Origin of the sequence: Marinibactrum halimedae, assembly GCF_021234875.1 — a bacterium.
Taxonomy (GTDB): Bacteria; Pseudomonadota; Gammaproteobacteria; order Pseudomonadales; family Cellvibrionaceae; genus Marinibactrum; species Marinibactrum halimedae.
Genome location: NZ_JAJQVM010000035.1, coordinates 1 through 24,119, shown reverse-complemented (window position 1 = coordinate 24,119; position 24,119 = coordinate 1). Strand labels below are relative to the sequence as shown.

Annotated in this window: 18 protein-coding genes; 10 read left to right on the top strand and 8 right to left on the bottom strand. The window is 47.7% G+C overall.

The genetic code is table 11. The annotated features are described in order from the left end of the window. Positions 1 to 48 precede the first annotated feature (48 nt). Together truA and LU351_RS17240 are read right to left on the bottom strand one after the other, a co-directional pair. A complete protein-coding gene (gene truA / locus LU351_RS17245) occupies positions 49 to 1,002 on the bottom strand; it encodes a tRNA pseudouridine(38-40) synthase TruA (protein ID WP_232595338.1) in 954 nt (317 codons plus the stop codon). Positions 1,003 to 1,112: 110 nt separating this feature from the next. Further along, positions 1,113 to 2,519 carry a DUF2252 family protein gene (locus LU351_RS17240; RefSeq protein WP_232595337.1) on the bottom strand — a complete coding sequence of 469 codons (1,407 nt, stop codon included), beginning with the start codon at positions 2,517 to 2,519 and terminating at the stop codon, positions 1,113 to 1,115. Between the two features lie 213 nt (positions 2,520 to 2,732). On the opposite strand from LU351_RS17240, the gene trmA reads away from it, so the two are divergent. Then, positions 2,733 to 3,917: a tRNA (uridine(54)-C5)-methyltransferase TrmA gene (trmA, locus tag LU351_RS17235; RefSeq protein WP_232595336.1), complete on the top strand. Its 1,185-nt coding sequence runs from the start codon at positions 2,733 to 2,735 to the stop codon at positions 3,915 to 3,917. Positions 3,918 to 4,015: 98 nt separating this feature from the next. Here trmA and LU351_RS17230 read toward each other — a convergent pair whose 3' ends face one another. The 3 genes from LU351_RS17230 to LU351_RS17220 form a co-directional block, all read right to left on the bottom strand. Beyond that, positions 4,016 to 4,936 (bottom strand): hypothetical protein, encoded by a 921-nt coding sequence (locus LU351_RS17230; protein WP_232595335.1) that lies wholly within the window; start codon positions 4,934 to 4,936, stop codon positions 4,016 to 4,018. A gap of 297 nt (positions 4,937 to 5,233) precedes the next feature. Continuing rightward, positions 5,234 to 5,686 (bottom strand): DUF2489 domain-containing protein, encoded by a 453-nt coding sequence (locus tag LU351_RS17225; protein ID WP_232595334.1) that lies wholly within the window; start codon positions 5,684 to 5,686, stop codon positions 5,234 to 5,236. A 56-nt stretch (positions 5,687 to 5,742) separates the two neighbouring features. After that, a complete protein-coding gene (locus LU351_RS17220) occupies positions 5,743 to 7,293 on the bottom strand; it encodes a DNA recombination protein RmuC (RefSeq protein WP_232595333.1) in 1,551 nt (516 codons plus the stop codon). A 78-nt stretch (positions 7,294 to 7,371) separates the two neighbouring features. Between LU351_RS17220 and LU351_RS17215 the strand changes: the two genes are divergently transcribed. From LU351_RS17215 to LU351_RS17190, 6 genes are all read left to right on the top strand, one after another. Further along, complete coding sequence (locus tag LU351_RS17215; RefSeq protein WP_232595332.1) at positions 7,372 to 7,806, top strand: hypothetical protein; 435 nt, start codon at positions 7,372 to 7,374, stop codon at positions 7,804 to 7,806. 287 nt (positions 7,807 to 8,093) lie between these two features. Then, a complete protein-coding gene (gene murI, locus LU351_RS17210) occupies positions 8,094 to 9,065 on the top strand; it encodes a glutamate racemase (RefSeq protein ID WP_232595331.1) in 972 nt (323 codons plus the stop codon). 57 nt (positions 9,066 to 9,122) lie between these two features. Further along, the gene (locus LU351_RS17205; protein ID WP_232595330.1) at positions 9,123 to 11,963 is read left to right on the top strand and encodes a PD-(D/E)XK nuclease family protein; all 2,841 of its coding nucleotides are present in this window, start codon (positions 9,123 to 9,125) and stop codon (positions 11,961 to 11,963) included. A gap of 43 nt (positions 11,964 to 12,006) precedes the next feature. After that, positions 12,007 to 16,047: a UvrD-helicase domain-containing protein gene (locus LU351_RS17200; protein WP_232595329.1), complete on the top strand. Its 4,041-nt coding sequence runs from the start codon at positions 12,007 to 12,009 to the stop codon at positions 16,045 to 16,047. Positions 16,048 to 16,415: 368 nt separating this feature from the next. Continuing rightward, positions 16,416 to 17,483 carry a 3-deoxy-7-phosphoheptulonate synthase gene (locus LU351_RS17195; RefSeq protein WP_232595328.1) on the top strand — a complete coding sequence of 356 codons (1,068 nt, stop codon included), beginning with the start codon at positions 16,416 to 16,418 and terminating at the stop codon, positions 17,481 to 17,483. Between the two features lie 486 nt (positions 17,484 to 17,969). Beyond that, positions 17,970 to 18,359 (top strand): hypothetical protein, encoded by a 390-nt coding sequence (locus LU351_RS17190; protein ID WP_232595327.1) that lies wholly within the window; start codon positions 17,970 to 17,972, stop codon positions 18,357 to 18,359. A 40-nt stretch (positions 18,360 to 18,399) separates the two neighbouring features. Here the strand turns inward: LU351_RS17190 and LU351_RS17185 are convergent, their stop codons facing one another. Together LU351_RS17185 and nfuA are read right to left on the bottom strand one after the other, a co-directional pair. Beyond that, positions 18,400 to 18,753, bottom strand: a complete 354-nt coding sequence (locus tag LU351_RS17185; protein WP_232595326.1) for a VOC family protein — start codon at positions 18,751 to 18,753, stop codon at positions 18,400 to 18,402. A gap of 178 nt (positions 18,754 to 18,931) precedes the next feature. Next, the gene (gene nfuA, locus LU351_RS17180; protein ID WP_232595359.1) at positions 18,932 to 19,510 is read right to left on the bottom strand and encodes a Fe-S biogenesis protein NfuA; all 579 of its coding nucleotides are present in this window, start codon (positions 19,508 to 19,510) and stop codon (positions 18,932 to 18,934) included. 1,226 nt (positions 19,511 to 20,736) lie between these two features. Here nfuA and LU351_RS17175 point away from each other — a divergent pair. After that, on the top strand, positions 20,737 to 22,125 hold the full coding sequence (locus LU351_RS17175; protein ID WP_232595325.1) for a glycoside hydrolase family 26 protein: 1,389 nt from the start codon (positions 20,737 to 20,739) through the stop codon (positions 22,123 to 22,125). Between the two features lie 192 nt (positions 22,126 to 22,317). Here the strand turns inward: LU351_RS17175 and LU351_RS17170 are convergent, their stop codons facing one another. Then, positions 22,318 to 23,406, bottom strand: coding sequence for a Gfo/Idh/MocA family protein (locus LU351_RS17170; protein ID WP_232595324.1), 1,089 nt, complete (start codon positions 23,404 to 23,406; stop codon positions 22,318 to 22,320). A 120-nt stretch (positions 23,407 to 23,526) separates the two neighbouring features. On the opposite strand from LU351_RS17170, the gene LU351_RS17165 reads away from it, so the two are divergent. Continuing rightward, a complete protein-coding gene (locus tag LU351_RS17165) occupies positions 23,527 to 23,667 on the top strand; it encodes a hypothetical protein (RefSeq protein WP_232595323.1) in 141 nt (46 codons plus the stop codon). A gap of 147 nt (positions 23,668 to 23,814) precedes the next feature. Next, on the top strand, positions 23,815 to 24,119 hold a 305-nt coding region (locus LU351_RS17160; RefSeq protein WP_232595322.1), incomplete at its 3' end, for a hypothetical protein.

Sequence of the window (24,119 nt, the reverse complement as noted above, 5' to 3'; positions counted from 1 at the left end):
CTTACTACTGCTAAGCACCTGAGTTTATCAGAGAAACCAAGTGGATGACTATCGAACTGTCTGTCCACCTATACAAGCATCCATAGAAGCACTATGGTCAAACGCCCCTAAAGGTTCCGATAACAAAGTGGGCCCGGGCCGGCATTTGGGTAATCCGAAGCACTCGTCGTAGACGACATCGACCAAATAGAGACCATAGGGGTGAGCCGTCACCCCGCCCTGGGTACGATCACGACTGGACAATACTTGCTCAGCCCAACCAACGTCTGCCTCTCCAGCCGCAATCGCCAGCAATACGCCCACAATATTTCGAACCATGTGGTGCAAAAAAGCATTTGCCCGAATCTCCACGATAATGAAGTCGCCTCGAACACCAATATGCAAATAGTCAATGCGGCGTACGGGGTGCTTCGCCTGACACTGAGACGCCCGAAACGCACTAAAATCATGCTCGCCAACCAACACCGATGCGGCTTGTCGCATGGCGTCAATATTGAGTTTTCGCTTATCCCACGTCACCTGCTTGGCCATCAACGCCGGGCGAGTGGGTACGTTGTGAATTAAGTAACGATAGGTACGTGATTGCGCCGAAAACCGTGCATGAAACTGTGGCATCACTGCTTGAGCCCAACGAATGGCAATGCCGTCTGGCAATTTGGTATTCGCCCCCATAAACCACGCCTTGGGTGGCCGAGAGGCGAGCGTGTCAAAGTGCACAACCTGACCTGTGGCGTGCACACCAGAGTCAGTGCGGCCTGCGCATACCAGCGTGATCGGCTCGGCGGCTACCTGACTTAATGCTTCGTGCAAATACCCCTGCACCGTCAAGGAATCATGAGATTGCACCTGAAACCCTCGAAAAGCGGTGCCGTTGTACTCCACCCCCAATGCCACTCTATGCATTCCTTCAGGCCACGGTGTATCAGCGGTAATCTCCCCATTACGAGCATATGGGCGAGGGCCACGAGGAGAGTCGGTGTTGGATAAATCTTGAGAGTGCATACAGAAACGTCGCCTAAACAGAGATGAACATATCGGAAACGGCGCGCATTAGAACACTGTCCGCCGCAACAGGCTAGACCTTACGCTCTCGTGAAACGGTCGAAGCCGCCTTATGCATGTTGAAAAGAAGACGAAAAGGAGCGGTGGGAAGGCAAAAGTGTCTTGAGTAGTTCGCAGTCTTGCTTGACCACCTCAGCATAGGCAAAAGCCCCTCTGACCAACCCCTCAATGTGATCAGGCAAAACCGAAACAACCCTCTGCTCTAGCTGCGTAGAGCGACGATCTCCACGCCCATGAGCCAGTGCCAAAACATGCCCACACGCCTGAGCATAGTCAGAAAAACCCCCATTTACTGCGTTTTCTCCAACCGTGACCGCTTCAGGGTCAATACCCACCCGAGCATGATGCCGAGAGCGCACCAACCAATGGGCCCCCTGCCACACCACCTCATCTAAGACCAAATCCGGTGAGCGCTGCATTCTGCTTTGGCAATACACAGTTAAGTGTGCCGGATTCAAGCGGTTTTTTGGCGACAAGGATTGAAAATGAAAAAGCGGCGCTGCATGACGCTGTTGCTTGACCTCAATAAGATGACTTAGCGCCAGTAAGTCCGATGTGGCGCTTGAAGCGCCCCGAGGGCCAACCAGAAGATAGTAACGTGGCATATTGACCGACCCAGTACCGGCATTCAGCCTCTCGACAATATCCAGAATATCGTCGTCCACATACGGTGCAAATGCCGATTCGATATGGCAATACTCAGTTTTATTAAGGCGCTGAAACTTGGCGGGGTCAGTGCGAAATTGCAGCGGATGCCTTTCCAAGTCGCAAGCTTTGGCCAAAGCACTTTTGGTCATAAAATTTTTTTCACCAAAGCACCGCTTTCGCGCTTTTTTCCAAAATTTGGCCAAACAATGGGGCTTCTCGAAAGACGCAAGTGCTGTATGATAAAAACGTGAGTCTTGCACCGATTGTGAACACGCGTTTCGGTAAGCCCAAAGAAAATCTTTCATAGCCTGCTCGATGTGTGCTTCAGACAATATCCCTGTATTTATCGAGCCATCGCTTACTTTTTCATCATTGTCAGGTTCATTCTCACTTTGCTGACTGCCGTACTGCTTCGCGCCATAGCCCGCCGCTAACACCATGCTCACCAAGAATCGAAACACATCCCACACAGGTCGACCAATGCAAGCATCATCAAAGTCATTGGGCGCGAAAATCACACGATCCCCATGGGAGCCTTCTTCAGTGATAAAGCCAAAATTGGCGACATGGCAATCGCCCATAACGGTAGTAAGGGGTAAATAATCAAGCTCATCGGGGAAAGTAATCAAGCCAGAGGCAATATCGGAATACAAAAGCGAGGCGCTACCTCGTAAGAATACAAAGGGGTCTGACGCCATTTTCTGATGCTTAGGGATGCCTAAAGCAGGCTCGGCACCGTCCACACGCACAAGCGCTTCGACGAGCTGTTTGATTCTAAGTCCCTGTTTTGGCAATTGAATTTCCTGCACTCCACCCCCTTACTGACCTAAAATTTGTTCTTGTATGTAGAGATTCGTATATACTGCGCCGCCTTTTGCCAATCATACTGATTGACTGGGTTTAATCGCGACCGGATTGAATCACGACTGAATTTTATCAGGACTGAATCAATCACAACTGATTTGGCAAACCCGTTTCCAACTAACCACCACAACCACACTGATTTTATGACTGAAAAGCCTATGAACGTTCACCAAGTATACCCCGAACAGTATGACGCCCAACTTGGCACCAAACAGCAACGCATCACAACGCTTTTCTCGGATCTATTGCCAAATCAGTGTGAATTGGAAGTTTTCTCCTCACCCACAACGCATTATCGACAACGGGCAGAATTTAAAATTTGGCACGAAAACAATACCGCACACTATGCCATGTACCAACGCGGTGAGTACAAGCGTCCGTTTATCATCAACGATTTTCCGGTGGCAAGCCAGGTTATCACCGAGACCATGCCACACCTGCTCGAGGCCATTAACCACAATGAAGTGTTAAAGAGAAAGCTCTTCCAAGTGGAGTTTTTGTCCACGCTCAGTGGTGAAGTGTTAATTACGATGATTTATCACAAACCCTTGGATGATCAATGGCAAACTCAAGCCGAATTACTCCAAACTCATCTGCGTGACACTCTCTGTTGCTCTCTTAAAGATACTGTTAAAGAGGTGGGTAAAGAAACCGCTCAAAATACGGCCCACCATCACGTCGTTACTCACCTGGATATTATTGGCCGCTCTCGTAAACAAAAGCGCTGTCTTGGCCGTGATTATGTTATGGAAACCTTTTCCTTAAACAACGGTTCATTTCAGTATCAACAACCGGAAGGTGCCTTCACACAACCTAACGCCAACGTGTGTGAACATATGTTGGATTGGGCCGTCTCGGCAAGCAAAGCGTTCTCCGGTGATTTATTGGAACTTTACTGCGGTATCGGTAATTTTACCTTGCCACTGGCGAGCAACTTTCGACACGTATTGGCGACCGAAATTTCAAAAACATCGGTGGCCGCCGCCTTGGAAAATTTAAAAACCAACCATGTAAATAATGTAAAAATTGTACGCATGTCCAGCGAAGAATTTTCTCAAGCCATGGACGGGGTACGGCAATTTCGTCGACTGGAGGGCATTGATTTAAACGATTACCGCTTCTCAACTGTCTTTGTGGATCCTCCAAGAGCGGGCTTGGACGATCACACTGTGAGTATCACCCAAAAATTTGATCGCATTTTATACGTATCTTGTAACCCCGAAACACTCAAGGCAAACCTTAATACCATTTGCCAAACCCACCGCATTGAGCGATTTGCCCTATTCGACCAGTTCCCTTACACAGACCATATCGAATGTGGGGTGAGCCTCGTTAAAAAATAGCGGATTATCGAAAGCAGAGCAGTTAGTAGAAGAAACCACTGGAAAAAACCATTGGGGAAAAGCCGATAGAAAAGTAGTCTTAATCGAAACCAGGCTGATTAATTCGCGGAGGGTAAAACACCATCAGAGGGGCACCCCCATGCCTCCCAGTCATCAATACGATGATCAAAAACCGTCACATCTTCATAGGCGCGATCAATAATGCCTCGCTCTCGCATTATTCGAAGGCCACGGGATAAGGCAGAGGCGATACGACGTCCATTAATTCGCTGTTGATTGACAAAATAATGCAACGAACTGGGCATTTGCACTTTAACCCCTGGTACCGGGATCAGCTCGGTATCAAAGGCGTTGTGCAAGAAGCCTGGGCTTGAAGCAAAATTATGAAGGATGTAATCTACTCGTTTGGCATGTACCAACCGTAGTGCCTGAGGGTAACTGGAAATATGACTGTGAGACGCTTTTAAACAATTAAATACCTCAAGATCCACTCGCCAAGACTCATCAACCACGCCAATAAAACGCTCAAGGTCCGACGGTTTCTTAATCGTCAGCATGTCGGAATTCGAACGAGCGGTATACAACCCCTTAAAATATTCTCCAACCCCAACCATAGCTTCAGAGACAAACAACATTTTGCCTTGGGCGTCATGACGCCAAAACGTGAATACCGCCGTATCTGACCCGCCTTTTTTTAATATCTCCAACGCACGCGGCTGATTGGGTATCGGCACTAACTCGATGTCTGGACGTAAGCCCCCGAAGACTAAAGCCTGACAAAACAGAATGGCCTCCACCAAAATCATATTGCCCAAGCGATAATTGGTAATGTGTTCACACGACTGCTGAGTTAATGCATTTTGAACAACTTGATAATGCTCTTGATACACCAATGCGCGAATACGTGTGGTTTCTTCCGTTGGAACCACCAGCCAAGGCACGGAAACGGCAGTCGACTGAGCATTCACCTGTTGAAAAAAAAACATTAAAGAAAATAATACGAAAGACCAACGCCTCATTGGCCGCGCCATGACAAACAACCGTTCACCATTCGAAATTTGCTTACAATAACGCATTGACAATAAGTTCCAAGTACCACTAATCCTGTTACTCGCCAAATCAATGGATTTGCGAGAACACTTTTTATCATATTTACAAAGATTAACAGTAAACCACAGTTACTCAATTTTTCGATTGTCGAATGTGTTTTAGAGAGCGTTATCGTCAGTAAAGCCGTTTTTTCTTGCTATAGACTATTTTTTATGCGCCACTTATGCGCCCAATACCCCTTATTTTTAAACACCCCCCTAAAAACGTTAAAAAGAATCCGAGCGAATGTTTTTTGCTGCCTGACGGATGAAATCGTGAAACTGAGCTTCCAGCACTTCCCGCTCTTTGGTAAAACGCCTCTGCTCTTTACTACTCAGTTTTTTCCAGTTCTCTAGGATGGGAATATGTGCTGTTTTTTCAGCCAACTGATAAAAAACTCGATAGCGCTCACGCACCGATTCATCCACCCCTAGAGAGTCCAAAAGCACACCAATACGTATAGCCGCTTCCGTCATTGTCAATTGGTCGTCCAACACACCTTGAGCCAAAATATGAATACTGTTTATTCTTTTCTGACGTTCTTTTTCATAGGCAGCGGTGTGCTCTGTTACGGATTTGTGTTGTGATTTCCGTAATTGACGCACACGCCACAAATAGTACGCCGCCACGGCTGACAACACCGCGACGACCATTATGGCGACTACGATTAACCAAATCATAAAGACCTCATTGAATACTTAAAATTGTGCGCGTGATGTGCTCAAACAGCGTTGGTTTACACATCATCCGCATTAACGAATACCGTGTGTTCAGATTCTTCCAGTGAGGCAGAATCATTCACCTGATAACGCTGTGGCAATTGTTTTTTGGTTTTTGCACCCAGCTTTTGTAAGCCCTCCACACGGCGCAATAAATTCCCTCTACCAGAACTTAATCGTTTATGAGTTTGTTCAAAGGCCTGCTGAGATTTTTCGAGCGCAACGCCAAGTAAATCCAGTGACTCCAAGACCAAGACAAATTGATCGTACAGTCCCCCTGCACTTTTGGCGATTTCTTCTGCGTTCGTGTTTTGTTTTTCATAACGCCAGATATTTTCCACTGTACGTAATGTGGCCAAGAGTGTGGTCGGGCTCACCAACACAATATGATGGTCATAAGCTTCTTTAAATAATTCTGGAGAAGCTTGCAACGCTAACAAAAATGCCGCTTCAATGGGAACAAAAATAAACACAAAATCCAAAGAGCGAAGCCCCTCAAGATGCTGATAACTTTTCTTGCTGAGCGATTTTACGTGTTGACGCATGGAATTAACGTGGGCTTGCAAAGCGGCTTTTTTAAGATGCTCTTCTTCCGCACTGAAGTAACGCTCATAATCGGCCAGCGATACTTTCGAATCGATCACAATATCTTTGCCTTCGGGCAATCGAACAATTACATCCGGGCTGCGCCGCGCCCCCGACTCGTCTTTCAGCGACGGCTGCACAAGATATTCTCGACCTTTTTGCAAACCGCTGTCTTCCAGCAAACGTTCGAGTATGACCTCTCCCCAATTCCCTTGGAGTTTATTATCGCCTTTTAACGCGTTTGCCAAATTAATGGCATCGTTACCGATTTTTTCTGTTTGTTTTTGCAATTGCTGAATATGGCCCACCAAACGATTACGCTCGGCGTTCTCTTTGTCGTACACATCGTCCACCCGTTTGCGAAACTCCTGCAATTGCTGTTTCAGCGGGTCAATGGTGGTATTCAATGCGGTTTGACTGACCTCATTAAACTGAGACTGTTTACGCTCAAAGATTCGATTCGCCAAATTTTCAAATTCTTGTGTAAGCTGTTTCTTGGCATCACTGAGGGTTTGCAACTGCTCTTGGTAATGTGTCTCGCGAGCCTGTTGTTGCTCATGGGCTCGAGCCAGTGCTTCTTTGGTATCGTGCAATTGATGTTGCAACGTCTCACTGGTCTTTTTATAAACAATTAAATGCTGCTCCCTTTCCGTCACGGCGGCGAGTTTTTGTTCTGCTACACCTCGTAAATGGGTCATCTCTTGAAGCTGGTGTTTAATTTCAGACAACTGTTGCTCATAACGTTTCAGCGTATTGTCTAAGGTCTGAACAGAAAACTGCGCTTCCTGTTCGTCAAGCTGCTGTTGTTGAAACTGCTGTTGCAACTTTTCTTGAAATTTTTGCTCTACACTGAATAGGTTGTTTTGATAGTGCTGCCGAACCCGCAACAAGACGATGGCCGCAATAAGACCACTCAAGGCGACGCCGCTGACAGCACTGATAAAAAAAGGAAGGAAATTAACGGAACTAAGCTCTGGAAACATACGCTGGTATTTTCATTTTATGCACTTTTGCTATTATGACCTCAACATTGAAACGCCCACGACATTGAAAGCTTTTCTATGCCTGCACTCGACGAAAGCGTTAACACACAATTAAAAGAACTCTGCGCCGAAGGGTATCGTTACTACGATACTGAGGACTTTGAGGCCGCTCTGCGAGCATTCTACCAAGCTTGGTTGCTCTTACCCAAACCACAAACCGATTGGATAGAGGCCGGCTGGGTATTAACCGCCATTGGCGACACCTATTACCGAAGCGGTAAATTTCAACAAGCGGTTCATGCGCTGCGCTCATGTTTGCACTGCCCAGACATCAATGGAAACCCCTTTGTGCATTTACGATTGGGCCAGGCGTTGTACGAAATGCAAGAGTTAACTCACGCCCGTAAAGAGCTATTAAAGGCCTATCATTCGGGGGGCAGAATGATGTTTGACAATCAGCCGGCTCAATATTTAGACAGCATTAATGATCTCATTGGCGAACACAGTGCATAGCAAACTCGAACGCCTGCACTATGATTAATGCTTTCCATTTGTATAACGCTATTTGTATAGCATTATTTATACAGCGCTACATTTATACAGTGCTACGTCATTTGTATAACGCTACATTGATACAACATGCATTTGTATAACGCTACATTGATACAACATGCATTGGTACAACAGTGCATTGATACAACACTACGTCGGCTCGTCAATAAATACGTCAGCCCCATACACTGATCTGCTTTACTTGCAGGCTTTTTCAATCACACGGGCACCCCCATTACTAACCATAAATGATGAATCTTCAGCCTCGTATTCTTGTTTTCGATTCCGGCGTTGGCGGATTGAGTATCGTCAAACACATCAAAACGCGGCTTCCTTCGGCTCATATCACGTTTGCCGCCGACAACGCCGCTTTCCCCTATGGTGAAAAATCAGAAGATGAATTAATTGCACGCATTGAGTCAGTGGTCGGCCATCTCTGCCAGCGAGCTCATTACGATATCATTGTGGTGGGCTGCAACAGCGCTAGTACCATTGCTCTACCTACGTTGCGATCATTATTAACACAACCCGTGGTCGGGGTCGTACCCGCCGTAAAGCCGGCGGCTCGATTGTCAGATAGCAAAGTGATTGGTCTTTTGGCCACGCAAGGCACCGTCAACCGTCAATACACCGATGGGTTAATTCAAGAGTTTGCCAATGACTGCACGGTGATCCCCGTAGGCAGTAAAGCGTTAGTAGGACTTGCGGAGGAAAAGCTGCGCAATAATCCGCCCTCTCTGACTCAACTCACCTCCGTATTAGCCCCTTTTAGTGCGCACCCGCGCTTCCCTGAGATGGACACCATGGTGCTGGCCTGTACCCACTTTCCTCTTCTGGAGGCTGACCTTAAGCGTGTTCTGCCAAACATTACGCACTGGGTGGATTCCGGCGATGCCATTGCACGACGGGTACAGTTTTTGGTAGAAGAACAGCGAGTCATGAAAGCTCAAACCTCTCTTTCAGACCGTCGAGTTGAATCGTCCATTACCACGCCCCCCCATTACCAAGCGTTGTTTACTGCCCCTCCGCTCAAGGCTGAAGCGCTTATGGCTCAATTGGGGACGTGGTTTTGCGCCACTTGGTCATTGGTAGATTTACCCTTCTCTACAGCGCCCCCAAAAGAAAATGAGCTGGCCTGTACCGATAGCGCTTGTAGTGAACTCGGTTTTAATGAGTTCGGTTTTCGTGAATCAGATCTTGATGATGGGGCCTCTCAATAAGCCTTCGCCCATTAATAGCGCTACTTTTACAGACACATTCAAGCGATACTCCCACTGATGACCAGACCCCTATTTGATATACACCCATTACTGGCCCACCTTGACGCAGGCCACACAATCCTGACCCCTAATAGCCGCTTAAAAGCCAAATTGTTACAAGCATTAGGGGAACACCACCGCCTGAAGGGTGAAACTGTCTCTGCGGTGCCTCAGGTATTTTCACAATCCGAATGGCTGGAATTAACCTGGCATACGTGGGTCGAACAGCACACTGCAACCTATGACCGCACTGCAAACCATGACCACACTGCAAACCATGACCACTCCACAAAAAACCGCGATAACGACAACATAGCAATACCCTTTCCGGCAGGGTGGATTACTCTGGGCACAGAACAACGGCAGTGGTTGTGGGAAGACATCATTACGGACGCACTGGACTCCGCCCCCATGGCCCGCCCTGACAAATTAGCCGAACATGCCGATCGGGCACTGAAACACCTTTTACTCTGGAATCTGACGTTACGTGATATCGACGGCTACCCCACTACTCCCTTCCAAGGTTGGGCACACACGTTTCTAGACAGACTCAAACAGCACCAGTGGCTGACACCAGAACAACGCCTGCCCCACTTAATGAGGGCGTTCGAATCCGAGCAATTGAGTCCGGTGCAAGATTTGGTTTTTGTGGGGTTTGACGATATTCCTCCGGCGATACACACCCTATTCGAGAAGGCGGCGACTCATCACCATGGTGTACCTGGTAGCCGCACCAACACAGAGCCCACACGGGCACGATTGACGTTTTCTTCACCCGAGGAAGAAATGACCGCCGTTGCACTCTGGGCCAAACACACCTTAAGCACCCACCCCAACGCCAGTATTGGCATCATTGCAACGCAACTGGGGCAAGTGCGAGAACAGATTGAACAACACCTCTTAGAAGTTTTCGAGCCACATTATCTCGCGCCACAACATGAGCGTTATACCTTACCGTTTAACTTTTCCGCCGGGACACCTCTGTCTCAAGCCCCCATCATACAAGCTGCCTTTGATTTGCTGAGTTTGCAGGGCACACGCCTTGCATTGCCCCGAGCTATTGGCTTACTCACCTCGCCTTTTTGGGGAAGCGCAGCCGACCAACACGCACGATGGACCGCCATTGAGGCACTGAAAAGCCTAAATCGGGATTTTATTACGCCGGCACAATTGCGACAGGCACTGGATTCCACAGACACCGGCGAGCGTTTGCTGCAACTGGACAGCCAACTTCGCCGACTGCCCACCCAACAAAGCACGAACAGCTGGACGGAGACCTTTCTTTCGCAATTAATGCTGTTGAATTGGCCAGGCTATCGGCGCCTCGACAGCAACGAATACCAGCAAGTCGAGCAGTTTTACGGATTGTTGGATACCTTTGCCGCACTGGGGCTAACCGCACCGGCGCTGACCTACCATGATGCGCTTCAACGGCTACAAGGGCTCACCCAACGCACGCCCTTCCAAGCCCAAACGCCCGACTCGCCCATTCAAGTGCTCGGTGCATTGGAAGGGGCGGGCTTGCAATTTGATTTTTGCTGGGTGTTTGGATTAAGTGATCAGACTTGGCCAGCCCCCCCCAACACCAACCCGTTGTTACCGATCGCCTTACAGCAAGCACACAACCTCCCGAATGCCACCGCCGAACGCGAACTCACCTTTGCGAAAGCGCTGACAGACCGGTATTTACACTGCGCCCCCAACGTCGTTGTCAGCTCACCCAACACCCGCGATGATCAGGAATCTCACCCCAGCCCGCTGATTCGGGATATTCCACTGGTCGACCCGGCAACGCTGATGCAACCCGACCACCCAACAGATCTATTGCAATCGCCCCTCGCCGGGCTCTATCGAGCCCAATGGGAACAGGCCAGACTCGAATGGGTGGATTGCGAGTGGGCACCGGCCATCACACTCCCTGGCACACAACCCGGCGGTGCCAGTTTGATCAAAAGCCAATGTTTAAACCCCTTTGGGGCCTTTGTGCGCTACCGACTGGGCATTCCAGACCCAAGAGAAGCCAGTGATTACTTGTCAGCAGCAGACCGTGGCACACTCACTCACGATGCGCTCGCCCACTTTTGGCGTAAAGTACAAGACCAAGAACACCTCACCGCCATGGACAGCCAAGCCCGAGAAGACACACTGCATATCAGCATCCAGAAAGCCATGCACACCTTGACAGGGCAAACACGATCCCTAACACCTGCATTGCGCACACTGGAGCATGATCGACAATTCCAGCTGTTATCACGGTGGTTATCGCTGGATGCAGCGCGCCCCGCATTTCATGTAGAAGACATCGAAACCGCCTATCATGGCCACTTTGCCGGCTTAGAAATTCGTGTTCGCATCGACCGATACGATGTGAAGGGTGACGGTAGCGGCCAAAACGCAGAAGGCTTGCTCATCGACTACAAAACCGGCAAACCCAGCTTGAGCCACTGGTTAGGGGAGCGCCCCATTGACCCTCAACTGCCCCTCTATGCCTTGGTCTACCCCAAGCCCGTCACGGGCATCGCCTTTGGTATTCTCAATGCCGAGACTGTGGAATTCAAAGGCATTGCAGCGCCGTCGACAGACGACACTCTACAAGCCATACCGGGGTTGATTGCCCCACACAAAACCAAAGAGCCGGTCGACTCATGGGATGATCTTACCCACCGATGGCAGCTCACTCTCACCCACATCGCCCATGAAGTGTTGTCGGGCTGGGCGGTGAATCACGATTATCACCCACAAAGCCAACAGCAATTTGCCGCGTTCACGCCACTGTTACGTGGGTACGAAAAAGACGCCCTCTGGCGCCTGTGGCAAGGTACTCAAGCCGCCACCGACAGCTTCATAAAAGCACCATGAAAGAAGCCATAAAAAACGCCATGAACCACGACGAGCCCAACCCATGAGCCTGCATTCCACGCACGCACCCGCAGACCACGCCGCCAGACGCAAAGCCTTACAAGCAGACCACTCTTTTGCGGTCACGGCCCCAGCAGGTTCTGGTAAAACCGGCCTACTCACTCAACGAACCCTCGTCTTGCTGGCGTATTGCCAATCACCCGAAGAGGTGTTGTGCATTACCTTTACCCGCAAGGCGGCCGCCGAAATGCGCCACCGCATTGTCAAAGCCTTGCACAGTGCCCAAGGCCCCAAACCGCAAGACCCTCACGCGGCTCAAACTTGGACTTTGGCAAAATCCGTACTGGAACGGGATGCCCAACTGGGCTGGCATCTCCCAGACAATCCAGCCCGTTTGAGAATTCAAACCATCGATGGACTGTGTCGTTCGTTGGCAAAACAGCTCCCTCTGGAAAGCGGTTTAGGGACCGATCTGGATACCCTCGACAACCCGGAACGCGCCTATGAAGACGCGGTAAAAGCGACACTCACCTGGCTGGATAAGCCCGAATCCGACTTCTGTGCACCTTTAAGCCGTTTGGTAATGCACCTCGATTGCAATCTCTCTCGATTACAAAGTTTGCTGTGCCAGTTACTGGCCACCAGAGATCAATGGCTCACGTTGCTAATCCAAAGCCGAAACCAGCGCCAATGGTTAGAAGCGGGTATCAATCACGTTATCCGAGATCATTTGTCTCAATGCGCCAGAGCACTGCAACCCGTTGCCAGTGACTTAGCCTTACTGGGTGACTTTGCCGCCGAACAATTGCAATCGATTGACCCTGACAACCCCATCGCTCAATTGCTTGGCATCACCGCACTGCCCACAACAGACCCTGAACACGTCCTTCATTGGCAAGGTATCGCCGAGTTGTTGACCACCAAACAAGGTGGATGGCGTAAGCAACTCAACAAAAACATCGGCTTTCCTCCTGGCAATACCAAAGAAACCAAAGCGCTACTGACCACTCGCAAGCAAGCTATGCAAGCGCTTATCGGGCAATTATCCGCAGAGCAACCCGAGTTGCTTGATCTATTGAAAACGCTTCGTGACTTACCAAACGCCCATTACCGGGATGAAGAGTGGGCGTTTTTAGAAAGCCTAATGGAAGTACTGCCGCTGTTAGTTGGGCATTTGAAAGTGGCGTTCGGTGAGCGGGGCGCCACTGACTTTGTCGAAGTTAACCAAGCCGCGCTTGATGCCCTAGGCGGCCCGGCCACCTTAGATGAACACGGTGTGGACGCCGCTCCAGTAGAGATCAGCGAACTCTTGCTGAAATTGGACTATCGCATCAAACACATTTTGGTAGACGAATTTCAAGATACCTCCCTGCCCCAACTGCAATTATTGCAACGACTCACCCACGGCTGGGAAGCCAATGATGGGCGCACCTTATTTGTCGTGGGCGACGGTATGCAGTCGTGTTATGGCTTTCGTGGTGCCAATGTGGGGTTATTTTTGGATGTGCGTGCCCATGGGGTGGGCGATACGGCATTAACGCCGCTCGATCTCACCGTGAATTTCCGCAGTGAATCGGCCATTGTCGATTGGGTGAATAACACCTTTGCCCATGCCTTTCCCAAGCAAGATGACATTGCCCGAGGGGCGGTGCGGTACAGCCCTGCCAATGCCTTTGATCAGAAAACCCCGGATATAACGCAACACATCACTTGCACCGGAGTGGTCATTAGCGATGAGCAAACCGATGAGGCTCGACAAACTGAAGCACACACCGTCCTCAATGCCGTCACTACTCTGCGCAAAACAAAACCCGACGAGAGCGTTGCCATATTGGTGCGCAACCGCTCCCACTTACGGGAAATTTTTCGCACACTCGACAGGGCCGGTTTCAAACCCAATGCCACTGAAATTGAGCCACTCAATCAGCGTATGCCCATTGTGGATGCTCTGTCATTAACCCGCGCTCTGCTCGATCCTACCGATCACATCGCCTGGTTTGCGCTGCTGCGTGCACCGTGGTGCGGGTTGGATAATCAGGATTTATTGTCACTCTCATCGTATTTGCACGAGCACCCCCACCATAACACCGAATCGACCACAGACCGCAAACGCCTGACAGTGCTGGAATGTCTGCTTCAGCTCTGTCACGAAGCCTTACCTAAGGCCGATGCGATGGCTTCTACCACGGGGGATGGCATACAAACCCTAACCCCCACCACGCCTCTAGAAGCTCAGACTCCAACGGCAGCAGAAGTCGCTCAATTTGACCTCTTCGACGCACCGCCATTGTCTGTTTATGAAGACGAGAACGAAGGGTACATAATTGAAGAACACATAGGCTTAAAAGAACGCATGGGCTTAGAAGAGCCTATGGTCTTAGAAAAGCCTATGGTCTTAGAAAAACCGATGGGCTTAGAAACCAATACACTCCAACCAACAGCCGAAGCGCTCAACCTCTCTATTCCAGGGCAACAACGCCTGATGGCCTTAGCAAGCGTCATCAACGACACCTGGCAACAGCGAGGACGAAAACGTTTACGACACTGGGTAGAAGGCGCATTTTTGGCATTAAATGGCGGGGGAATCGCTCTGGAAGCGTCGGACATCGACAACTTACAACCCTTTTGGAAGTTATTGGATGAACACGATCAAGGCGGAATGATTTCAGACTGGGCCAGTTTTGAGCGGGCCATGGATAAGCTCTACGCTCGCCCCTCCCTTGAGGCAGACCCCAACCTTCACATTATGACCATCCATAAATCCAAAGGGTTGGAGTTTGATCACGTCATTTTACCAGGGCTGGATCGTGGCAGCCGAGCCAACACCAAAGATCTGCTCCAGTGGCAACACTATCTAACCCAATCTGGTGAAACCTGGCTATTGCTGGCCTCATTGGGCCAACGAGGGCAAAGCAACTCACCCCTGTATGAATTTATTCATCAAGAAAAAGAAAAAAAGCAGCGCTTTGAAGCCACTCGATTACTCTATGTGGGCTGCACCCGTGCGATTCGTACATTGCATCTCATTGCTCACGTAAAAGAAGCCACAACCAAACACTCCCCAGACCCCGATGCCATTGAGTACAAAAAACCCTCTGAAGCAAGTTTGCTATCGAGTATTTGGCCAACATTTCAAGGACAAATGCGGATTGCTTCGCCCTCCCCTACACTGGGTGCGGCTTTCCATCATGAATCTCACGTTGACCTCAACACTTTACCCGTTGCAGCACAAAGTGCCGCTGCCACCAACCCTTTAGCCGCCTGGCATAAGATTCGCCGGGTAATTTACAACACCCCACCGAGTTGGCCGGAAGAATCCTTGTTGGCGCGCTATCGGGGCAAAGCCTTTGATTTTGAAGGCAATATCGGCCATCCAACGTACCAAAGCCCGGTAGAAACTATCATTGAAGCAACCCCCATTGAAGCAACCTCTATTGAAGCAACCTCTATTGAAACAGAGCTGAACCGGCCAATACCACGGGGCTCATTAAATCGCTTGGCCCGTCATACGGGCACAATTTTGCATCAACTGTTACAGAACATTACCGAAGACGGCATCGAGCATTGGAGTGATGAACGCATTTCTCAAAAACGCCATTGGGTAGAAAGCCAACTGCGACAACGTGGGGTAAGTGAATTACAACTGCCCGATGCGGTGATGGATGTGCTCTCTCCCGCACGTCGAGCACTGCATTCCCCTGTTGGGCAATGGATTTTGGATCGCTCTCACCAAAACAGCGCCACAGAACTGGCGCTGTGGCACAACGTTAAACAACGGCATTTTGTGATTGATCGAACCTTCGTGGCGGCGATACCCCAACACCTCACAGGGCAACACCTGCCATTGAACCTGCCCAGAGCACGAAAAGTCCGGTGGATTATTGATTACAAAAGCGCCGTACCCACACCAGGAGAAACCCAAGAAACCTTTATCGAACGAGAAGCCACTACCTATCGCACGCAATTGGCCAACTACACACAACTATTTCAGGCCATGGAAAATACCACTGTCATTGCAGGCTTATACTTTCCCAACCTCGATCATTTTGAGTACGTTCCTCTGCAACGGCGATTGATCGGGTAAATGCCTCCAAATAAGGTTTATTAATTTAAGCAATAAGGCTCTTTGTTGTTATTGGTAATTCATATCAGGATAATCGTAATGATCGTCATACTCGGCCTGAAAACTGGTGGAAATGCCATCGTTTTGCCAAATCGTTTTTATCGATTCGTTTTTACCGACGCGTTTTTACCAACGCAAGCGTGACAAAATTGCGAAACCCAATCAGTAATGGCTACTATTACACTCCAGCTGCCAACTACAGTCCAGCTGCCAACAGACCAATTGCTAACAGACCAACTGCGGCAAACGTCGGAATGGAATCACGGCGATAAGAAACTGTGAAAAACTAACAATAAGGCCTGAAAACTGCCTAAACAATGGAACAGACCATGAGCGACTTAATCGATGACTTAAATGTGGTGTCTCAGGAACTCCTGATCACCCCAGACACCCTCAAAAACGACATTGCCATCAGTGAAAAGGCGGCCCAGACCGTCACCAAAGGCCGGACCACCGTTCGGAATATTCTCGACCGGAAAGATCATCGTTTGATGGTCGTCATCGGCCCCTGTTCCATTCACGACGTCCAGGCCGCGAAAGATTACGCCGAACGATTAAAAGCACTGGCTGAAGAAATCAGTGACACGATTTTTGTCATCATGCGCGTGTATTTCGAAAAGCCACGGACAACGGTTGGCTGGAAAGGCCTAATCAACGACCCTTACCTCAACGACTCGTTCAAAATTCAAGAAGGATTGCATATTGGTCGCCAATTGCTGCTGGATGTCGCCGAGCTTGGCTTACCGACCGCTACCGAAGCACTCGACCCAATCTCACCCCAGTACATGCAAGATTTAATCAGCTGGTCGGCCATTGGCGCTCGCACCACCGAATCACAAACTCACCGAGAAATGGCCAGTGGCTTGTCTTCAGCGGTGGGCTTTAAGAATGGCACCGACGGCAGCTTGACGGTGGCAATCAATGCGTTGCAATCCACCGCTAACCCTCATCGCTTTTTGGGCATTAACGGCGATGGCCAGGTTTCGATTATCCATACTCGGGGTAACCCTTACGGTCACGTTGTATTACGTGGTGGGAACGGCAAACCCAATTATGATTCCGTCAGTGTGTCGGTATGTGAGCGTGAATTGAACGATGCCGGCATCACCCCCAACATCATGATCGACTGCAGCCACGCCAATTCCAATAAAAATCACGAGCTGCAACCATTGGTCATTGAAAACGCCATGAATCAAATCATTGAGGGCAATAAATCCATTATTGGGCTCATGATTGAAAGCAACATTGGCCCAGGCAACCAATCAATTCCTGAAAACCTAGAAGACTTAACCTATGGGGTTTCGGTTACCGATAAATGTATTGATTGGAACACCACAGAGCGCTGCTTGCGCACATTGCACGACAAACTAAAAACGGTACTTCCTGGGCGCTGGTAACGGAGCGTAGCCCCTAAACCCTAGCTATAGCCCCTAGCAAAGAAGGTTTTGACATCAACAAAAGGTCTCTATTGAGACCTTTTGTTTTTGTTTATATATCGCTCTATTTGGTCACAAAACGTGACACTCCTCATTTTATCTGGAATCTACACCTCTTCAGTTAGACGACTCCGGTCTAAAAAATCAAAACCTCTACTCAAAATGCCAATAAAACGTCGACTTCCACGTTGTAATCCATCGGACGCAGGGATAGTCTCGAACGCAATCACGGAATAAAAACCCAACATCAATAGAAATGGGCTCGTGATATCCAATAACAATGATGAAAAACAAACTTAAAAAGCGTAACACTCGCCTGTTGCAACATATTTTTTATTCATTGACGCCTGTGTCATATCGCCTGTCGTTAGGTTGTCCCCAGTCTGGACAGTTGTGTGAATTTCGATATGAATATGGCTCAGCAGATGGAGATTTTAGGAGGTTCCTATGGACAACTCATTGCAAAAAAACCGCGCTCAAGGACAGAGTCGTCGGCCTAAACATCGACCCAGTGCCACCATTCGATACACACAAATGCAGGGTAAAAACTACCTGTTTCTCATCAGTGAAAAACCACTGAACGCAAAAAGCATTAATGCAAAGACCATTGCGAAAATTGCAGCGTCACTCTCTTTCAAACCACTAAAAACCGCCATTTACTCGGTTTATCACGACACAGCAGGGCAACATCATTACCACCCATTAATGCTGCATTGGGACGGCAAAAAGATACACATCATGCCTAAACTCAATACCAACTTAATGGCCGAGAAAGACTACCTAGATGTCTTACTGACCTACAGCACCAAACTAGGCAATCAAAGTAAAAAACACTAAACCATTCATTACCTTGATGCCATTAAACCATTAACGAGCCCTATTCAGACCACACCGCATATTCATTACCACTGGGCTCCTCAAAATGGAAGCGTCGTCCACCGGGAAAGGAAAAGATAGGTTTTACCACTTTGCCACCGGCACTCTCCACAGACTGCAACGTGGCCTCCAAATCTTGACTGTAAATGACAATCAACGGACTCCCCGTAACCGTCGAAACCGACTGCTCTGAAGTAAAAAAGCCGCCATCGACCCCACAAGCCAAGAAGCTGGAATAATCCGGCCCAAAGTCCTGAAATGTCCACCCAAACACCAACGCAAAAAAAGATTTCGTCGACTCTAAGTCTTTTGTGGGAATTTCAATGTAATTGATGTGATGATGTGTGTGTGCCATAAAATAATACCCATAGGCAGTTGTGAGAAGTGTAAGTAGTGATGGGAAGTGTAGGTAGCCGTGGCCAATAATAAGGGGCTTAAGCGTTAAGACATCTATAACCTGGAAAGCAAGCACAAAAAACCCGGTTTATTACCGGGTTTTTGGATTACAACGCTCTTAACTCCACAACACGCAATTAATAATACGCCTGTGATCGATCAGAGTGATCCGTCATATCACGCACCCCCGCCAGCTCCGGCACTTTCTCTTTCAGGGTCTTTTCCACCCCTTCCCTTAAGGTGATATCCGCCGAGCTACACCCTTGGCAACCACCCCCAAATTGCAGAACAGCGAAGTTGTCTTCCGTGATTTCTTTCAAGGCAACACTGCCATTGTGGGCCGCTAAACCGGGGTTCACATCATTATAAAGAACGTAATTGACCTTATCTTCTAAAGGGCTGTCTTCAGTCACCTTGGGCATTTTTGAGTTCGGTGCCCGAATCGTCAACTGCCCTCCCATTCGGTCTGGTGAATAATCGACTTTCGCCTCTTCCAAGTAAGGCAAGCTGCGCCCTTCGAAATAAGCTTTGAATGCCCCAAACTCGACCACCTCATCAGCCTCATTTTCTTCACCGGGGCGACAATAAGCAATGCAGGTTTCCGCTTGGGGGGTTCCGGGGCTAGAGACAAACATCCGAATGCCAATGCCTTCTTCGTTTTGTTTCGAGAGTAATTCAGCAAGATACTCTTGCGCAGATTCTGTAATGGTTACCATATAAAGCGTTGGCCTTTTTCCAAAATACATCAGGAGGTTGCTTTGGTGTTGAGGTAACACAAATAAGCAAACCTCTTCTTTTCGTAAGACGAATTTTGCCACGTAAGGTGCCACCACTCCACCCCAATAAAACTAGGGCTATTAATCCGTTGATTATCAATAGCGCCACCGGCATTGATTTGCCCGTTTCTCACTCACTCTTAACTTGCCTTCAGCTCGGGGGTCGTTTTTAAACCATATCAGGGTCAGGTAGCACGAAATCATCGATAAGCCTAATTCATCAGACTAACAATCGTACACCTTTACCACAAATTCCAACGGCTACCTTTCAACATGTACTTACCAGCTTCGCAGACATGACTATCAACCCTCTATGTTACATGCACTACCTAGGGCTCAAACCCAAACTACCTAGGGCTCAAACCCAAAAGAACACGGTAACAAACTGATGGATGTTACGAATAGATACGTTGGTTTTTAGGTTGTTGGATTTACCCTATTATCCTGTTTTTAACAGTTTTTGGTTTATTTCTAGAAAATGTTTCAAAATTGACGCCCAATGGCACAAAAATCATCTTATCTAACACTCTCAAATAGAAACGTCATTCAAAACTTCTCGCCAACCTTTTCTTCTCCCACACACAATAGTTATCACCACTATCTCATTTGGCTCCAACTTAACTGCAAAAATAAACCCATTTGATTTTTGAAGAGCGTTTTTAATAAACCTCTTTCATTTTCACTCATGAACCACACCACTAAAACACAGCCTTTTAATGTAACGATTTTCACGTCGGCTTATCATACAAAAACCACCTTATAAAAACAGTTGAACTTCTTTCACCAAAGTTTTAATGTGAGAAGCACAAATTATCGAGATAAGCGACAAATTACCTAAAACCTAATAAATCCGAAACACATTAAAATTAACAATAAAAATAAGAATTAATAAATTCAAACTCATCCGCTGCAGCCTATTAATCACATACCTAAAAATATTACATAAACGAATACACTAAATACCGAACATCGGACTAGCCCTAAAGCCGCATAAAAATGTAAACGATTACAAAGCGATAATCTCCAGGGACTACCAAGTAAAAGAATATCACTCCCGTGGTATCACAAATGTTGTATTGATGTTTTCTTTATTGTTAATAAAACAAAGTAGAAAAACACTTCTTACATTTGTGTCTTTTTGTTATTCAAAATAAAAGGTGATAATAATGATAAAACCAAAACAACTCAGCTCCACCATCAGCAAATTGATTGTTGGAGCGGCATTAGGACTGAGCATCTCCACATCCTACGCACAAGTCAGCGGCCCTTACCTGCCTCCAGCAGGAAAAAAACTCATGATTGTGGGCCAAGACTTAGTCAGTATTGAGAATTACACAGACAGCGTCGGTATCGTGCCCGGAGGCGTCACCGGCTACATCAATATCGGAGATTTAGGCGGTTTAATTACGGATGTAGACAACGGCGGCGGCCCCAACAATATGGGACGACTATTTGGCGATTACCCCAATAGCGTGCTCACCATAGGGGTCTGGATGAAAGGACAGCTCGGGCAAATTAACAGCGGGCAACTGGACGATAACCTTGACGAATTTATTCGCATTCTAAAAAGTTGGGAGCGGCCGGTTTACGTACGTTGGGGTTATGAGTTTGATGGGGAGTGGAATGATTATAATCCTGGCCCATTCAAACGAGCTTGGCGACGCATGTACGACAAAAAAGAAGCCGCAAACGCAGACAACATCATTATGGTTTGGCACAGTTCCAGCTACTGCTCTAGCTACAATGATGCCAGCAAAGGCGCCGTGATCGGTGAAGTACTGACTCACAACAATGCGCCTTTCACCGAGTGGTGGCCGGGTGCCAACTACGTAGATTGGGTTGGGGTTTCTTATTTCCGACAAGATGATTGCACCCGAGACCACGAAGGCGTTAACAACGTTGTTCAATTTGCACGTCAGAATAACAAACCAGTGCTTATTGCTGAGTCAGCCTCTCAACGCTTTGACATTGAAGAACTCACCGAATCCACAGAGCCTGCCGGCAACAATGCCATTCCTGTTCCTAATGGCGGCTTAGGTATTTGGAATAAATGGTACGCACCGTTTTTTAACTACATTGACCAAAATGACGATGTGATTAAAGCCGTTGCCTACATCAATGCCGACTGGGATACTCAATGGCTATGGCAACCGCCTTACAACGATGGTTATTGGGGTGATACACGAGTCGAAGCCAACACATTAATTCAAAATAATTGGGTTAATGAAATTAGCGGTAGCGACTGGCTCAATGCCTCACCTGATTTATTCGAAATATTGGGCGGCACTCCGACTCCGACTCCGACTCCGACTCCGACTCCGACTCCGACACCAACACCAACACCAACACCAACACCAACACCAACACCAACACCAACACCAACACCAACACCAACACCAACACCAACACCAACACCAACACCAACACCAACACCAACACCAACACCAACACCAACACCGAATAATTGTCCTGCAAGTCATCCTGTTTTTTCAGAGTCTTGTGACCGGTGTTTTGATAGTGAAGAACAAGCCGCCTCTGCAAATTGTCCGGTATAAATAGCCAGCAATATTCAGAAGTGTAATTTCATCAACAAAAACCGGCAGTATTACTGTCGGTTTTTTAATTTCACCCTTAAGCACAGTAAACACCAAGCCGAGACGCTTGAAGAGGTTGAATTCGATAAGCTGACCGTTTTCATCCTAATGATTACAATACAGAAAAATTCTGAAAATTTTCTCACTATGCATTTAAATAATGACTTTTTTGCCACCGAGCGCAATGGAGCGAAAAATTGCATCCATCACTCTCATATCCTTTAGCCCTTCTTCTGCTTCCACACGCATCGGTAGATTATCCCGAATAGAAATCGCCATTTCATCCAATTGTGTGACCTGCTGATGAACAAGAGGGAAATCAAAAGGTTTGGATAAAGTCCCTCCCCGAATACCCTCATAAGTCCAAAACGGGGATAAATAATACTGCCCATCTGCTGCGGCCACTGTTAAATTACCAACGAAGGTCGCAGCCGTACCGGTTATCTGAGCAAGTGACCCATCCGGGAAATACAATTGCGCCGTGGTTGTTTCTGTCACTTCTTTAAAATACTGAGGCCGAGAATTGGCGGTTTGCGCGGTCACCGCAACAGGCTCCATTTGTTTAGAATAACGCGCGGCCTGAATGGCATAAATTCCCATATCCATCATCCAACCCCCGCCCATTGATTTTTTCAGGCGCCAACTATTGGGAAAGTCTTCAGGCTGTGTACGAAATTCGGCTGCGGCTTGAATATACTTAATATCACCAAAAGGGAGCGATTTACCAAGTGACATAATATGCTGCGTGTATGGCTCAAAATGCAGACGGTAACCAATGGTGAGCCGAACATTATTTTTTTTACACGCTAGAATCATCTCCTCGCATTCTATTGCATTTAATGCCATCGGCTTTTCGCAAATAACATGCTTACCTGCTTGGGCTGCCCGTATCGTAAATTCTTTATGCATGGAATTGGGTAATACCACATACACAATATCGATATCCGCATTATTTTTAATATCGTCAAAATTATCATAATTGTATATATTAGAATTTTTAATGCCATACTGAGATGCCCATTGCGACTCCTTCGCCTTAGTACCCGTCACAATGGCGGATAAATAGCACTGTTGAGTATGCTGTAGTGCCGGAGCCAATAAATCGGTACTGTAGTAACCTAATCCCACCAGCGCGACCCCGAGCTTTTTAGAAGATTCCGTTGACGCACAAAGCCCGCCGGCAACCGTTGCTCCCAGCAACACGGAAGATGATTTAATAAAACCTCGACGATCTATATTCACGGCTGGATCTTCTATATTGAGAACACATGGATGATGACTATAACCAAGATAGTCGTTTATACACCAACAGCGATTAAAATAAATTGTACGCTCTGTGTTCTCTTAATACCAGAATTCTAGATGACCGCTGAACGTACCACATTAGCGGATAAAGTTTTTGCGGCTACAGACAAAGGTGAGGCATCTTACTTAGCATGGGTAGATTCTAATAGCTTTTCTAGAGGCATTAAAAAATCCGCACTTGACGGATTAATCAGTTGAATTACCATGTAATTTCCCAAACTACCATCGAACGATCCAGCCTATTCCTACCCAATTAACATCGTATCCAACCCGCTCCCTACAACGCTAATTCGACAAACTCAATTTCCCTGTAGAATCTCCCCCTTTTCAACTTAGTGGTTTTTTATGCGGCGCTTCTTTCCCTCACTCTCCTCACTAGAATCCTACACTCGATCCCTAAAAACACTCCCAAAAGCCGATACATGCCAACATTGCCTTAAAAATGATCAGTGGGTGTCTCATGGCTATGTCTACAAACGAGGGGCATCACGTTTTAATGAAGTCACTGGTAAACGAATCTTATGCAGTGCTCGCTATGGAAGAACCGGCTGTGGTCATACCAGACGCCTTTATCTAGATCATTGTATTCCTCACTGTCACTACTCATTAGGCGTTGTGGTCGCTTTTATACAGTGTTTAATACGAGGGCA

What these genes read in the sequence shown, in the direction of transcription:
- truA (WP_232595338.1), bottom strand. Translation starts at nt 1,002, where the DNA reads ATGCACTCTCAAGATTTATCCAACACCGACTCTCCTCGTGGCCCTCGC.
- trmA (WP_232595336.1), top strand. Translation starts at nt 2,733, where the DNA reads ATGAACGTTCACCAAGTATACCCCGAACAGTATGACGCCCAACTTGGC.
- LU351_RS17230 (WP_232595335.1), bottom strand. Translation starts at nt 4,936, where the DNA reads ATGAGGCGTTGGTCTTTCGTATTATTTTCTTTAATGTTTTTTTTTCAA.
- LU351_RS17225 (WP_232595334.1), bottom strand. Translation starts at nt 5,686, where the DNA reads ATGATTTGGTTAATCGTAGTCGCCATAATGGTCGTCGCGGTGTTGTCA.
- LU351_RS17220 (WP_232595333.1), bottom strand. Translation starts at nt 7,293, where the DNA reads ATGTTTCCAGAGCTTAGTTCCGTTAATTTCCTTCCTTTTTTTATCAGT.
- LU351_RS17215 (WP_232595332.1), top strand. Translation starts at nt 7,372, where the DNA reads ATGCCTGCACTCGACGAAAGCGTTAACACACAATTAAAAGAACTCTGC.
- murI (WP_232595331.1), top strand. Translation starts at nt 8,094, where the DNA reads ATGATGAATCTTCAGCCTCGTATTCTTGTTTTCGATTCCGGCGTTGGC.
- LU351_RS17205 (WP_232595330.1), top strand. Translation starts at nt 9,123, where the DNA reads ATGACCAGACCCCTATTTGATATACACCCATTACTGGCCCACCTTGAC.
- LU351_RS17200 (WP_232595329.1), top strand. Translation starts at nt 12,007, where the DNA reads ATGAGCCTGCATTCCACGCACGCACCCGCAGACCACGCCGCCAGACGC.
- LU351_RS17195 (WP_232595328.1), top strand. Translation starts at nt 16,416, where the DNA reads ATGAGCGACTTAATCGATGACTTAAATGTGGTGTCTCAGGAACTCCTG.
- LU351_RS17190 (WP_232595327.1), top strand. Translation starts at nt 17,970, where the DNA reads ATGGACAACTCATTGCAAAAAAACCGCGCTCAAGGACAGAGTCGTCGG.
- LU351_RS17185 (WP_232595326.1), bottom strand. Translation starts at nt 18,753, where the DNA reads ATGGCACACACACATCATCACATCAATTACATTGAAATTCCCACAAAA.
- nfuA (WP_232595359.1), bottom strand. Translation starts at nt 19,510, where the DNA reads ATGGTAACCATTACAGAATCTGCGCAAGAGTATCTTGCTGAATTACTC.
- LU351_RS17175 (WP_232595325.1), top strand. Translation starts at nt 20,737, where the DNA reads ATGATAAAACCAAAACAACTCAGCTCCACCATCAGCAAATTGATTGTT.
- LU351_RS17165 (WP_232595323.1), top strand. Translation starts at nt 23,527, where the DNA reads ATGACCGCTGAACGTACCACATTAGCGGATAAAGTTTTTGCGGCTACA.